This is a genomic window from Companilactobacillus huachuanensis (assembly GCF_005404815.1).
Taxonomy (GTDB): Bacteria; Bacillota; Bacilli; order Lactobacillales; family Lactobacillaceae; genus Companilactobacillus; species Companilactobacillus huachuanensis.
Map to the genome: position 1 here is coordinate 45,874 of NZ_BJDF01000003.1, position 14,360 is coordinate 60,233.

19 protein-coding genes are annotated in these 14,360 nt (G+C 33.1%); 18 read left to right on the forward strand and 1 reads right to left on the reverse strand.

Going from position 1 to position 14,360, the window contains the following annotated elements; translation table 11 throughout:
- Positions 1-138 precede the first annotated feature (138 nt).
- From FFM71_RS02555 to FFM71_RS02585, 7 genes are all read left to right on the forward strand, one after another.
- Positions 139-906, forward strand: coding sequence for a hypothetical protein (locus FFM71_RS02555; RefSeq protein ID WP_137610628.1), 768 nt, complete (start codon positions 139-141; stop codon positions 904-906).
- A 92-nt stretch (positions 907-998) separates the two neighbouring features.
- Positions 999-2,165 (forward strand): MFS transporter, encoded by a 1,167-nt coding sequence (locus tag FFM71_RS02560; RefSeq protein WP_137610629.1) that lies wholly within the window; start codon positions 999-1,001, stop codon positions 2,163-2,165.
- Positions 2,166-2,697: 532 nt separating this feature from the next.
- Entirely contained in the window at positions 2,698-3,165 is a 468-nt protein-coding gene (locus FFM71_RS02565) for a cyclophilin-like fold protein (protein ID WP_171000443.1), read from the forward strand.
- A 17-nt stretch (positions 3,166-3,182) separates the two neighbouring features.
- Positions 3,183-3,824 carry an NAD(P)H-binding protein gene (locus tag FFM71_RS02570; RefSeq protein WP_137610631.1) on the forward strand — a complete coding sequence of 214 codons (642 nt, stop codon included), beginning with the start codon at positions 3,183-3,185 and terminating at the stop codon, positions 3,822-3,824.
- Between the two features lie 75 nt (positions 3,825-3,899).
- Positions 3,900-4,388, forward strand: a complete 489-nt coding sequence (locus FFM71_RS02575) for a hypothetical protein (RefSeq protein WP_137610632.1) — start codon at positions 3,900-3,902, stop codon at positions 4,386-4,388.
- Positions 4,389-4,640: 252 nt separating this feature from the next.
- A complete protein-coding gene (locus tag FFM71_RS02580; protein WP_137610633.1) occupies positions 4,641-5,114 on the forward strand; it encodes a Panacea domain-containing protein in 474 nt (157 codons plus the stop codon).
- Position 5,115: 1 nt separating this feature from the next.
- A complete protein-coding gene (locus FFM71_RS02585; protein ID WP_137610634.1) occupies positions 5,116-5,688 on the forward strand; it encodes a UU032 domain-containing protein in 573 nt (190 codons plus the stop codon).
- A gap of 789 nt (positions 5,689-6,477) precedes the next feature.
- Here FFM71_RS02585 and FFM71_RS02590 read toward each other — a convergent pair.
- Entirely contained in the window at positions 6,478-6,801 is a 324-nt protein-coding gene (locus FFM71_RS02590; RefSeq protein WP_137610635.1) for a helix-turn-helix domain-containing protein, read from the reverse strand.
- Between the two features lie 387 nt (positions 6,802-7,188).
- On the opposite strand from FFM71_RS02590, the gene FFM71_RS02595 reads away from it, so the two are divergent.
- The 11 genes from FFM71_RS02595 to FFM71_RS02645 all read left to right on the forward strand — a co-directional run bounded on the left by FFM71_RS02595 (position 7,189) and on the right by FFM71_RS02645 (position 14,359).
- Positions 7,189-7,566 (forward strand): zinc-ribbon domain-containing protein, encoded by a 378-nt coding sequence (locus tag FFM71_RS02595; protein ID WP_137610636.1) that lies wholly within the window; start codon positions 7,189-7,191, stop codon positions 7,564-7,566.
- Between the two features lie 40 nt (positions 7,567-7,606).
- A complete protein-coding gene (locus tag FFM71_RS02600; RefSeq protein ID WP_137610637.1) occupies positions 7,607-8,254 on the forward strand; it encodes a zinc ribbon domain-containing protein in 648 nt (215 codons plus the stop codon).
- Between the two features lie 12 nt (positions 8,255-8,266).
- On the forward strand, positions 8,267-8,854 hold the full coding sequence (locus tag FFM71_RS02605; RefSeq protein ID WP_137610638.1) for a hypothetical protein: 588 nt from the start codon (positions 8,267-8,269) through the stop codon (positions 8,852-8,854).
- Between the two features lie 12 nt (positions 8,855-8,866).
- Positions 8,867-9,577, forward strand: coding sequence for an SLAP domain-containing protein (locus FFM71_RS02610; RefSeq protein WP_137610639.1), 711 nt, complete (start codon positions 8,867-8,869; stop codon positions 9,575-9,577).
- Positions 9,578-9,598: 21 nt separating this feature from the next.
- Positions 9,599-10,414, forward strand: coding sequence for a hypothetical protein (locus FFM71_RS02615; RefSeq protein ID WP_137610640.1), 816 nt, complete (start codon positions 9,599-9,601; stop codon positions 10,412-10,414).
- 331 nt (positions 10,415-10,745) lie between these two features.
- Complete coding sequence (locus FFM71_RS02620; RefSeq protein WP_137610641.1) at positions 10,746-11,264, forward strand: hypothetical protein; 519 nt, start codon at positions 10,746-10,748, stop codon at positions 11,262-11,264.
- Positions 11,265-11,292: 28 nt separating this feature from the next.
- Positions 11,293-11,874 carry a zinc-ribbon domain-containing protein gene (locus FFM71_RS02625; RefSeq protein ID WP_137610642.1) on the forward strand — a complete coding sequence of 194 codons (582 nt, stop codon included), beginning with the start codon at positions 11,293-11,295 and terminating at the stop codon, positions 11,872-11,874.
- Between the two features lie 106 nt (positions 11,875-11,980).
- Positions 11,981-12,490, forward strand: coding sequence for a hypothetical protein (locus FFM71_RS02630; protein ID WP_137610643.1), 510 nt, complete (start codon positions 11,981-11,983; stop codon positions 12,488-12,490).
- 377 nt (positions 12,491-12,867) lie between these two features.
- The gene (locus FFM71_RS02635) at positions 12,868-13,722 is read left to right on the forward strand and encodes a hypothetical protein (RefSeq protein ID WP_137610644.1); all 855 of its coding nucleotides are present in this window, start codon (positions 12,868-12,870) and stop codon (positions 13,720-13,722) included.
- 266 nt (positions 13,723-13,988) lie between these two features.
- Positions 13,989-14,156 (forward strand): polymorphic toxin type 50 domain-containing protein, encoded by a 168-nt coding sequence (locus tag FFM71_RS13875; protein ID WP_171000446.1) that lies wholly within the window; start codon positions 13,989-13,991, stop codon positions 14,154-14,156.
- Between the two features lie 5 nt (positions 14,157-14,161).
- On the forward strand, positions 14,162-14,359 hold the full coding sequence (locus tag FFM71_RS02645) for a hypothetical protein (protein WP_137610645.1): 198 nt from the start codon (positions 14,162-14,164) through the stop codon (positions 14,357-14,359).
- Position 14,360: the final 1 nt, after the last annotated feature.

Here is a 14,360-nt window from a genome sequence, read left to right on the forward strand (position 1 = left end):
AAATGGCTAACTTTCAGAAAATTTCTTTAACTGGATTCAACCGAATTCACTTAGAAATAGGCGTTTTTGGATAAAAAAATAAGGACTATGTTAAACTTTAAACAATGTTTCAATAATCAGATATTGGAAGGAATAAATATGACAACAAAGATCACCGGTAATTTTTCGGATAATAAAATAACACTAAAATTAAATGATTTAGGAATAATTAATTATTATTTAACTAAACCTGATGAGATTGATGAAGAATCAATTTTTATAATTATGAAGGAACAATTAGTAATTGGAATGAGTTATGGTAATTTGGATAATTTGGATGACACGGAAAACTTTATTGAATTAGTTGTTCCAGAAAACATTATTCCGGCAGATTTTTTCTACTTCTTAACTGTGGAAATGGAACAAGCAGGTTATGAAATTAACGTTGGCTATAAGATGACTATTTCACCTGAGTCAGCAAAGGTGTACGCCAATTATTGGGAAAGAATTATGCCTTTGTTGAAGGCTTTTGGATTGCAAATTTCTAAGCCAAAGAAGCTTGCTGCCAAGCCTCGTCACAAATATTCGGCATCTCTAGCGGAGATACCATTTTCAATTGATTATATGGGAAGTAAAGCGACTGTTTATTGGACTAAACGTAATGAACTAGTCATTAAAGCTGGTGCTAACTTGGTAGCTGAAGCTCCTTTGACGAAATCAGGCGTGATTGGATTTGCCGGTAAATTTGGGTTACGTTTGCGTGATGAACAGGCTGCTCAAATAGAAAATAATATTTTAATTGCAGATGTTAAATTACGAAGTGTCAATGAAGTTGGGACATTTTTGTATTTTGCTGGAACTAACAGTTGGTTACAATTGAAATCGCCAGAAGGAAAAACTTTGAACGAATTGACAGTGGTTAAGTAACTCTGTATTGACAAGCTCCTTTAGAATGATAGGATTTTTGTATGATGATCGTCAGCATAGTGCTGGCGGTTTTTTTTTAAGGGGGCTCGCAGATGAAAAAGGTAAACGCACAAGCATTGATAATTGGAGCTTTTTTAGAATCAGTTGGGGCCAGCTTTATTTGGCCGATAAATACGATTTTTATACATGATTATTTGCATAAGTCATTAGCTGTGGCGGGAACAGTTTTATTCTTTAATTCGATACTGACATTTTTAGGAAATTATGCTGGTGGAAAGTTATTTGATAAAATTGGTGGTCACAAAACAGTTATGATCAGCACCATGATAGGGATGTTGGCTCTAGTTGGACTAATCTTTAATCACGGGTGGCCGGCATATCCGATTCTTCTACCGATATTAGGATTTGGCGTCGGCAGTGCATTTACAGTTATTAATTCTTTCGGTGCTCAAATTGATGAAGTTGATAAATATAAATTATTTAATGCCATTTATGTTGGAACAAATTTGGGAAATGCTATTGGTACGGCTCTAGGTGGCTATATAGCAGGGATTCAAATGACATTGGTTTTTGTTGCCAATTTTATTTTTCTCACTCTGTTCTTTTTGTTGGGAGTATTCTGGTATGGTAATCGAACCACTGTAATCAAACACGTAAATAAGAGTACTGGTAAAATTAAGTCGAAGTTGCAACCGGGGACAGCGTTGATAGCCATTTTCTTAGGTACAACGTGGGTTTCATACTCTCAATGGAGCAGTAATATTTCGGCTCACTTGACTAAATTAGGTATCCCAGTCAGCAAATACAGTCTTCTGTGGACGATAAATGCTATCGTAATTGTCGTGTTTCTTCCATTAATTAATCAATTGGCTGAGAATAAGGATTGGTTTAAGAAAATTCAGATTCCAGTTGGAGTTATTTTCTTTATCGTTGCCTTTGGATCATTGATTGGGGCAACAAAATATATATCATTCGCGGTTGGGATGGTGCTGTTGACACTGGGAGAAATGCTTGTTTATCCAGGAATTCCAGCGTTGATCAGTGAATCGACTCCGAAGTCCGAGGCTGGTCGTTATCAAAGTATCATTAATATGGCGGCCACCTTTGCAAGGGCACTGGGTCCATTGCTTGGCGGTATGCTGATAATGCGTAGTTCCTACGATGTGATGTACTTGGCTGCAATTGGCGTATTAGTAGTGTCGATATTTATTTTCAAACGGGGTCGTAAGGAATTAGCAAACAGTGTTACATCTGAATAATTAAAATTAACTAAAGGTTGAAAGTTTAGTTAAGGATGCCGTCTCCAGAGCTGAGAGTATTCAATTGCTGCGCGGAACGGCCCGAGCCAAAGGGCGGTCTCGGAACCTCGGTTGAAGCCTCGCAAAAACCGCGAGTCTTCAACACGCCCGGTGGTGTAATTGCTGAAGCAATAACGCCACTTTCGCTGCAGATGAATACTCTCAGCTCTTCCAACTAGTTTTTTTAATGGGCGGGAACAATAAAATGAAGATTTCTGAGTATTTAAATAAATTAGCTTCAGGCCTGTAATAGCAATTGTTAGATTAATTTTTCACCTTTCAACCTTTAGTTAAAATAAAAAAAAGAGTTGTATCACAATTATTTTAGTGTGATACAACTCGCTTTTTATTATGCAATTTGCCCATAATTATATAGTGTAACCTGTAATATAATAATAAGTTATGAATATGTATCCATTATATGTATTAGACATAGTCTTGATATGCGTCTATTGTAAACTTAATCATTAATTGTGGAGGAATGACCGGTTATATGAAAAAACGTAGAACAGTTCTTATCCTATTATTAACCTCACTTTTGATAGTATTAGGTTTTACCTTTCATAATAGTGAGCAAGTGGTATTAGCTAAGGGTACGAAAATAGATGTTCAGGTTGGTAAAAAGTATCTCAAAGGGACATTGAATAACAGTTCAGCAGCTGTATCTCTGAAGAGAAAATTACCGCTGAAGACTGTTTTTGTTAAAGGCGCTACAGGTTTGAACGAGAATACAGCTGATTTAAATTTTAACTTGAGTACTAAGAAGATGCCTACAGGATCCAGTGCTCAAAAAGGTAATATTGGCTATTGGTCACCCGATAAGAGATTGGTCTTTTACTGGGGCAAAGTTGATTACTATGACGGGATTCACATTATTGGTCATTTCGACTCTAAGGATGATTTGAGAATTATTAAGAACATGAAAGATAACCAAAAAGTAATTATTAAACTTCACAAATAGAAAAAGAGGATTTTTATATGAAAACTGTAATGATTATTGGTGCTCATGGTGCCACAGCAAGAATTTTGACTACGAGATTATTGATTGAAACTGACGACAAGTTGATTTTGTTTCTCAGAGATGCGCAACGTTTGGCAGAATATGACGATAATGGCCGTGTGACTTTAGTTGATGGTGATGTTTTGAAAACTGAGCAATTGGCTAAAGCAATGGAACCTGCTGACATTATTTACTCAAACGTTGGTGGAACTGATTTGGCTAAGCAAACTGAAAGCATTTTGGCTGCAATGAATCAAACAGGCAAGAAACGATTAATTTTTATCAGCGCATTGGGAGCACATCATGAAGTTGCTGGAAAATTTGGCGAATGGAACGAACAAGCTATTGCTGCTTTCTTACCGGGATTTCGTGAGTCAGCCAAGTTATTGGAGAATTCTTCCGTTGTGGATACCGAAATTCGTCCTTCATGGTTAACCAATAAGGATGAAATTAACTATGAGGAAACCAGTGTTAATCAACCGATGACGGGGACTGAAGTTTCACGTGCTAGTGTGGCCAACTTTGCTTTGAAAGTTATCAATGATCCAGAACAATATCAAAATGAGAGTATTGGTTTGAATAAGCCTAATACTGATGGTGATAAACCAAGCTGGATCTAAGATGTTTGTTGAAATATTTGCCATTACCCTTAGAATGGAATCAATAGGATTTATATTCATGCTAAGGGGAAAAACATGGAGAACAATAAGCAACATTTTAAATGGATTATTTTTCTGATTATTATTGTGATAATTTTTGTAATTGGATTTTCTTTGGTTGATAATAGTAAATCTTCCTCAGAGGACAACAGTGCTGTTAAAACTACCAAAGTACATAAGAAGGTCGCTGTTAAAAAGAAACCAATCAAGAAGGTTGTTAACAAACGAACTCCTGCAGAGGAAGAACGATATGTTGAGGGTGTGGGACAGGCATTTGGTCAAAAGGACTCTCAATCAATTCAGAAATATGTCGGTAGTATGTATCAGTCAGTCTTTGTCGATGGATTAGGTATGACCTATACTTGGAAGACTTCTGATGCTACTTATATTAGAGTTGATAATACTGATAATGGAATTACTATGGTTTATCTTTATGATGATTCGGCAGAAAACCATCTTGGAAGAATGATCTATCAAGGGGAGACCATTAAGCAGATGGCACCTCGAGATGGTTATGGTCAGTGATAAAAATATACGGTAGTACTAAACTAAGAGGGTATTTTTGCAACTGTCATTCATGTTAAAAATAGTTTTGATACTGACGATTTTTCATTTAATCCAAGCTCTATTTTTATAAAATTAGTAAAAAATCAGTCTATTTACTAAGCATATTAAAATAATACATGTTATTATTAAGTGCCAGTTAGTTGATAAGAATATTAGTTGTAATTGATTTTTGAAGATTCATCAATGATAATTTTGTAGGAGGTACTTTAAATGAACAATTTAACAAATATAAACCAAGTTGCAGAGTGGTTTATCAATAATTGTAACGATGTGACTCCCAAAAAGCTTCAAAAATTATTATATTATGCATATGCATGGGGATTGGTTTTCTTCAATGAAGATAGCAACGATTTAAAGGCTAAATTATTTGATGCAAATTTTGAAGCATGGGTACATGGTCCAGTTAATAGAAGTATTTATGCAAAGTATGCAAATTATGGTTATAACGAGATTACAAATTTAGAAGAAAAAAATGATTCCATTACTAATGAAGACGTTCTTGATTTATTGGAACAAATTAAAGAGGTATATGGTGGCTTTAATGGTAACGAATTGGAACGTTTGACCCATCAAGAAGATCCATGGAGAAACGCAAGAGGCGATGCTAAACCATTAGATTCTATTAGCGTATATCTTAGTGATGTTGATATGTTTAATTATTATGGCAGTAAACTAAAAGATTAAAATGTCAAAAAATAAAAGAAATATAAAACAATTGAGGCCAGATATAAACCGAAAGATCAATGAAACTAAAAATATTCCTAACGTTGATTTAAAAGGGACAAATGGTTTTAATTTCTATTCAGTTTACAATTGGCTCAGTTCTACTGATAGATTTTATTCAAGAAATAATTTTACTAACATGTTAGATAGTTCTGACGAGTTTGCCAGAAAGGTTTTTCATGTTGTTAATGTTATGGTTCCTATAATGTATAACGATTGTGATGATATTTTTATTTTTTCTGGGTACAGAAGGTATAAACATTGTCACCAAGTGGAAGATAAGCATAAGGAACTAGTAAAAAAGATTGCTCAAGAAATTAATTCGGTAAAGCTTCCTAACTTTGAAGATGAGAATGATTATTCTTGGTGGCAAATTGCATTTAATGGTCCAGTTAGAATATATGGTGTGTATAGCAAAGAAGATAATTCTTTCTTTCCATTGTTTGTGGATTGGCATCATTTAATTAATCCAAGTAGCAAATACAATGAAAAAGATTATGGGCATTACGCTTATGACCCAAGTGATCCTTATTAGAGGAAAAATACTATTTAATTGTAAATCAGGCAAAATTAAACAAGCTAACAATCTATTCTTATAATAGGTTGTTAGCTTGTTTTTGTAAGCCCCAATAACTGACTGACTATATTAAACTACGATTTAGGAACACCTCATCAAACATATTGATGATAGAACGATAGGCGATATATTTGATGATTATGGATGAAGTTTACCTGATATTGCATTCGTTGATACACTAGATTGGTTGATAAAGTCGATAAATGGTCTAGTTGGTAAATTTGAAATGGATTCCTCAGTATTGAATCAAATTTTTGACGAATTTATAAAAGGATTATCTAGTGGCCTTATCAGGCTGCTAGATAATCCTTCACATTGAAAAAAGACTATTCTTTTCGTCACATCTCAAGTGTCTCAAGAGGTGTGATTTGTTTTTGTGCTTTCATGTTTTAGTTATTTACTGAAGGTTGAAAGGTGAAAAAGTGATATAAACATTGCTGTTACAACCCTAAATTAAATTTATTTACCAATTTAGTTAAATGGCAAGAGATCACAGTTGGACATTCTTATTATAAAAAAACTAGTTGGAAGAGCTGAAAGTATTCATTTGTCGCGAAAGTGGTGTTAGGACTTTAGTCCTTACACCACCGGGCGTGTTGTAGACTTACCGGTTTTTGGTAAGGCTTCAACCGAGATTCGAGACCGCTTTTTGGCTCGAATCGCACCGCGCAGCATATGAATACTTTCAGCTCTGGAAACGGCATAATGCATCAAACTTTCAACTTTTAGTTATTTAGAATTATTTGTCTATAAGTCACTAATTGTGGATAATAAATCTAAAATTTTTTCGGATAATTCTTCACGCTTATTACGAGGAAGGCTCGCCAGAAAATCTAATAGTTCAAGATATTTTATTCCATTACTAGCAGGTTCATCAAAAAGATCTGAAAGTTTCAAGTTCATGGCTGTAGAAATTCTCTCTAGTTTATTGATGGAGATATTACTATTAACACCACGTTCAAGTTGTGAAACTAAACTCTCACTAACGTCGGCTTTTTCTGCTAATTGTTCAATAGTCAAGCCCAATGATTTTCTTTTGTCACGTATTATTTTACCGATTTCGTTAATCATTCATATGCACCTCAAATCGTCCTTAATCCAACCTTAGTAGAGATGGTGAGTGATTTGAACAGATGATAGTACAGATTTTAGTAAATAAAAAGTAATATAATGCGTTATTAGGCGCACTTAATGAGTAAGCAAACCGTATTATATTGTTAATTTATATAAAATAATACATTTTAAGCGTGATTTATGTGTATATATAACCATATTTTTAGATTATGTAAGTAAAATAAATAATTAAGCATATAAAAAGGTATTTTTTTTGATCAATGCATGTAATATAATACATATATAATCCTAAAACACGTAAAATATTATCTAATACATTTACTTAATTTATTTGAGGAAAAAGTTATCTGGAAAATATTGTTTAAAATGGGGGGAGATAAAAATATGAAATTTTGTCCAAAGTGTGGTGCAAAATGCAAAGATGACGACCATTTTTGTGGGACTTGTGGAACAAAGTTTAATGATGAAGAAACTTTTGTTAAACAAGAATCTACACAAGTGACAACTGAGCAGCCAGATTCGAATCGAATTAGATATACAAATGGACCGTTAGGATTTATTAGACCGGAAATATTTTGGCCCATTGCAGGAATAATACTCTACTTAATTAGTATATATAATGGTGCCGGTATTGTTTCAGGATTAGTTTCAGGAATCATTTGGGGAATTTTAGTGAGCGTTTTAAGACGTCCGAGTGGTATTAGCGAAGATAAATATTCCACAATAACCATTCTGGTAGTTGTTATATTGATCTGTCTGTAACATAAGCAGTTGATGGAATTGATATGTAGGGGAGGAAAATATGTCAAAAATCCAAACGAATTTGAATTCAATATATTCATATAAAGAAGGCCTAGGTTATCCCTCACGTTCTAATATGATAGTTTTAGTTCATGTTCGGGGGAAACATGAACTTTCTTCTTTGGGAAGAATTTTCGGAGATGCAATGACTAAAGGAAGAACTGGATATTTCATTTGTTTCGAGTCTGGTGGCTTATTATTCATGCAAGTGAATAGGAAAGGTATGTTTACGGATAACAACTCATTTATGCCAAGAGGCAAATTTAGTCAGATTGAAATTGAAAAGAGGAATTGGATTGGTGGTCACTACTCATCAAAGCAATACAATATGGAGTTATTTGATTCTCAAAGTGAGACTGTTGAATTTACAATTTATGAAAAACGTTCTGGAATAGAATGGTTAGAAAAATATTTACAAATTACAATTGATAATTTGAGTTATTACATGAGGGAGACCAATGTGCTTCCATTAATGGACGATACAGTTAAAAAAAAGGGAAACTCAGAAGAATTAATTCGAAATGAGAAACAGCAATCCAAAGAGTCGGATAACTTTGATTCAAGATTTAAGTTTTGTGCTCATTGTGGCAATAAGCTGGATATTGATGATGAATATTGTAAAAAATGTGGAGTGAAATCGGGTATTTAAGGAGGCCTTTTTATGGATAGTTATAAGGATGATAATAAACAAATTTTATCAAAGCTGCCAGAAATGACCTTTGAACAACTGAGAAACGACACCAAAGCAAGTGGGCTCCGAAATTTTTGTCGTAGTACAGTTTTATTTCTAATAATTGTAGTGTTGTTTGGATTTTATAAATACAGTACCAAGATTCCGGATGGTGTTACTAATATAAATGAAATTATGAATGAATTGGCAATTCCAATTGATAATTCGTTAGGGATTGATATTGGATTCAATAAAGACCAGGTAATTGATGAGGTCAACGAAAATCGTGTCTTTCTTTATAAAAATTCAGGGACTGATCGTTTTGTGTTTCCAATCAAAGATATAAATACTGGAAAAACTCATTACTGTTATTTAGCCTCTTATGAGAGCCCTAGTGGTTATACAACCAAAATAGTGACAGATATTGATCACCCTAATTGGTCCAGAATAATTAATAAGAAGGTAGCAGTTATCGAAGGAGACAACCCTGCCAAAGTAAGTCGTAAATATACTATCATCGAATACTATGAACGCTATTCAAGTCTTTATGATGAATGGTTAAGTGACCAAATAGATTAAGGGAGAAAATTTATGAAGAAAACAAATATTCTTTTATTTTCAGCAGCATTAATTTCGGGGGCTTTTTTGTTTAGCAATCTGACAGATGTTTCTGCTAGTGGCATTGCTACAACACATGATGCGGTTACGTTTTTGTATACAGACACCGGCAAGATGGTTTCTAATCGAGCTTTGGCTCCAAGAACACCTTGGGCAGTTGGTGAAACGCTTAACTTGAGTGGCGTAACCTATTATCAAGTCGCTACAAATGAGTATGTTCAATCAGGGGATGTCGATTATGCGGATGAACCGGTTAAAAATGATGTAACGGTTTCTCCGTTAGGTTTATCAGCACCTGTATATAATGATCAAACCAATAGTGATCAACAAATTATTAAATATGGTTCTTCTTATAAGGTTGGCCGAATCATTGAGAATGAATACGGTCAATATTATTATCAGGTTTCTAGTCATGGTTGGGTCGTCGGCGACATGATGGATATTAAAGGAAATGCTAAAAACATTGAACATATCAATGGATTTTTCCCAATTGCCAATGATTATAATGGTATAAATCCTGACAGTGAATATGATATTTTAGTTAGTCTTGGGGCCGATCCGGAACTAGTCTCTGAGATACCTGATGAGGTTCTTCAATACGTTGGAACAGTTGACAATGAGTTGGGTGGAGATGTTGGTACAAACTACCGTAGGATGTCACAACTCTATCAACTGCAATATTAATAGGGAATTAGGTGAAATTTTATGAGGAAGGTCTCTATTATTGTTCCTACGTTGTTGCTGGGAATTATTTTAACGGGGTGTAGTTTTAGTTCAGGGAAATTAACTAATACAAGTACGAAAGGACCTGCGACTGCCAAAATTGCTACATCTTATTATCAAAGTTTGAGCAAGGCAGATAAGAAAAAAATTAAATTTAAGTTTGCTAAAGATAAAGATGAGACAAAGGATAACCAAGTTGGGGAAACCTTTGTAATATCAGTAAAAATCACGAATGATTCTGAAAAGATAGTGAAATTTGATAAATCCAAATTTGTCCTTTTTGAAAGTGAAACTCATAAGATACCCGCCACAAAGACTGGTATTGCTAGTGTAAAACCAGGTAAAAGCATTACCATAAATCAATTGATTGAAAATGTGGGTGATCAGGCATTGGTTGGTAATGATAGCTACTTTATTTATATGAACATGGATAATAAGTTGGCTAAGACACTTACGGTTGCTTCTTTGGCAAAACCTCAAGATAACAATGACGATTCGTCTGAGGATACACAGCAGACATCGGATACTGATACTAGTTCTGATGATAATCAACAAGAACAAAATGATAATAATAATCAACAATCACAAAGTAATACAAGTATGATAACTGATCCTAGAGTGGCATATCAGCAGCTTGTTAAGGCTAATCCTAATATGCCAAGTTATGATGAGATGACTGTTACAAGAGGCGAAATTGCATGGGGATATAGTGATAGTTACGGAGAATCTTGGGCCGTATATGATGACGGTAGAGTAAAATTTCCGGGAAATAGTGAACCAATAATGCCGGGGAATTGAAGATTAGTGACCCTAGATTAATAAAGAATTGGAGAGAATTGCATTAAAAGGATATCATCTTTATTTATTGTTTCATTAGTATCAGTCATTGTTTTTTACGGGTTGTAGTTCAAACTCCAATCTACCATTGAATGAGAATAATAAAGGTAATGAAGTAACCAAATATAGGTAATGGCGGTGTTTTTGATCGGGTTTCAGCATGGCAAGAACAAGCAAAAAAAGATGCTTTAAATCAAGGGATGTCAGATGATGAAGCCAATGATTATGCATATAAGATTGCATGGCAAAAGGAAAATGATTTTGAATCGAGACTATAAGGTTGGTTAAATTAATGGAAAATAAAGCGAAATCAAAGCGCAAAATGATTTTATCTGTTCTCATAATGGTTGTTTTTGTTGTGGGTAAATTATATATAAGTTATGAAAAAAATCGTCTTCCAGATGGACTTTCTGATACAGATTCAGTATTGACATATCTTGGTGAAAATAAGAAGAGTTATGATCAAATATCTATGACGTCCGCTATTTCACAACTTAGTGCTGGTAATTCGGAATTACAGGATCAAACAAAAAACAGTCCCGTTATTTTTATTATGGAGAATAAGAAAACTGGACGCTATGTTTTTAAATATAAGAGCCATTTCGTATATTTAGTTAAGGAGATAACTGATTTTTATGATGATGGTTCTTACAAGTATATTTACTTTGTGACTGGTATTAAAAAGGATTCAGACGGTAAGCAATATGTCAAAGAATTGAATGCTAAAAATTACGATGATAGTAATGCTAAAGAAACCAGCGGTTATTCGATAACAGAATATAACAATTATTATAGTAAAGATTTTGATTAAAAATTATTTTTAAGGGGATTTAGTAAAAATGAAATTTTGTACAAAATGTGGATTTGAAATGAACGATGAGATTAGTTTTTGTCCTAAGTGTGGAACAAAGCAGTCTGTACCAGACGTTAATAATAATGAATCAAATATTAAGTTATCTAATAGGGCAGAATCTGTCGATAATCATGTTAATGATACCAATGAGCAGCAGTTTCAATCTAATGCCAATAATAATTATCAAGGAAAACAGAAATCTGACAGTGAGTTCAAAATGGGACAACCCAAGCATCTCAACTTTATGGAAAGTATTGGTTATATATTTAATAATATGTTCAAATTTAGTCCAACTGTTCAGGATAATCAAAAGTCTATTTTTTGGTGGAATTATTTACTTGTAACTATTGTGTCAGTACTACTGACTCAAATAGTACAATCAGTTGGTTATTTTGAATATTTGGTTTTTAATACATTAATTATGTTTTTCACTGTGGCATCTATTATGCGTAGATTAAATTATTTAGGAAAAAATAAAAATTTAGCTTGGATAGCCATTGTACCAATTGCTGTTATATATCCAGTGATACTGATGCTCTTTAATAAAAGAGAAGATAATTTTAGATAGATAGTTGGTTTTTATCCGCAAATTGTTTGAAATCATCAAGTTTTATTTATATTTGAGATTTTTCTAATAGAAATTTAAATGGCAAATTTTATTTGGGTGAAAAGTTATGAAGGGTAAAGGAAATAAGATAGTAATAACAGTGGTGTTAGCTACTTTAGTGTTTTTTGGAATATATAAATATAATACTAGAATGCCAAAAGGTACCACTAGTAAGGATCAGATTATGGAAAAAATGTCATATTCAATTGATACTTTATTTGGAATTGACATGCAATATAATTCGGACCGCTTTAGTGAAGATGTAAATGAGTATCGAATCTTTATTTATAAAAATGAACGAACGAAACGATTTGTTTTTCCAATCAGGGATAAAAATACTGGAAAAACACATTATTGCTATTTGGCTTCATATGTAAGTACCACCGGATATGAAACTAAAATGGCCACAGATATTGATCATGATAACTGGTCCAGAATGATCGAAAAAAGAGTGGCAAGTATTGAGAATGATAACCCTGCAAAAAAAGACTATCAATATACTATTTCAAACTATTATTTATATTATTCAGGTATTTCGGAAGAATGGTTAAATGACGAATTAAAATATGATAATTAAAACTGCTTAATATTTATTTTCACATTGCCAATAAGGGGAGAAATTATTACCGAATCATCTAGTTGTATTGATAGTTTGATTAGCATAGATATGGAAATGAATCTTAATAACGTTAGTGATGACAGTAACCAATATCGAATCGTTATTTATTGTGTCCTTGTTGTTAATGGGGGGAACAGGATGTAGTTCAAATTCAAATATAAGAAATATTATGCGTACTTGGTAAAAAATTACAAATTTTTACGATAATAGCACGTTTTACGTTAAAGAATTGAATACAAATAATTATGATGATAGTAATGCTAAGTAAACGAAAGGATATTCGAGTGAAGAATATAAAAATAATTGTTTTGTGATTTTTTTTCGAGGAGGCTAATATGATAAAGAGATTTCATTTTGAAAATATAATTATTGCATTGCTGATAGAGTGGTTTATTGCAATATTCTTACTATTTCCTGGGAATATGATTGGATTAGAAGGGGATATGGATGCATTAATTCCCACGATACCATCTATTATTCTTAATATGGTGATTTTGGAATTTGCTAGACAAATTTATTTAGATAGAAAAGAGCAGTCCATGTTAGAAGCGCTGAGAAATTTTGGAGAAATTAATTATAAAAAGTATGAGGATGTTCTAGATAGAAATTCATTACCTAATTCAGAAAGAGAAATATTGCCTTTAGACGTACACATGGATTTAGATGGAGCAGAAATAGTTTATTCTGATAACACTATTTACTATAAATTGGACGGTATAATATTCTACGATAATGTTAAGTGGCAAGAATCACCAACATATGGAACTTTCAGTTCTGGAAATTTTGCAGTAACGGAGCAGGTCTCTAGTAATGAAATTCATAATGACTGGAGTGCCATTGCTATAGGAACACTGTATATTACTAATTCTTTCATTTTATTTTATGCGCCATCAACAGAAAATAATGACAAGGTTACCGTACGTATTGGACTACATGATATTTATTTTGTTAATGGTCATGTGGATCTAGACAATATACCTGATTGTGTAAGGATTAGGACTAATGGACATGATGCAAGGGATTTCTATTTTCATCCAGGCACGGTTAGTGATTCAGGAAAAATTGTTGCCAATCCAGGTTTTAGTTTAGGATATGATTTTGTTCAAGCGTTATCTTGGATTATGGCTTTAGATCCATCTATTGATAAAAATCAGTTTGGAGATGCTTATGCGACTCGTGCTGTCAGATAGTATACTTTAAGCTACGGATTGTAATTTGGATATACCTGTGTTTAAGAATTTTACATATTAAAACATGGAAACAGGGAAATATAGTATCGAATACACAATATTTAGATCAAGCATGGCATTTAATTTGAAGAAGGCTTGGAAACTGCTGATAGCATGCACAGTTCGTTGGAAAGCCTTGTAAGTGTTGTTAGAGTTTCACAGGCTCCAATCTTTATAGTGAAGTACCTAAAGATATCTACCGAATAAATAAAAGATGTCTATGTATTGTGGAGTACAAACTGGGTAATGGAAGACGTAAGAATATTGAAATTGTGAATACAAATGATTTCTTTTGTACTGCAGTAAGTATGAATGGTGAACAAACTACTAGTACTTTTAAAATCCATCATTCAAAGCAACGTACTCATGTCGTTCCAATTAAAAGAAGGGAGTGAAGTTTATGAATTTAGAACAATATTTGGGTAAGAAAATAAGAGTAATATTTATTGATGATCAGATATTAGAAGGAACTTGTAATACATTCACTCCAAAATTAGATACGGATGATGAACTTTATGATGAGATAACTATTCAAACACCAAAAAGTAAGTATGTCGAATTTGATGAAAGTGAAATAAAATCTATTGAAGTTATTTAGA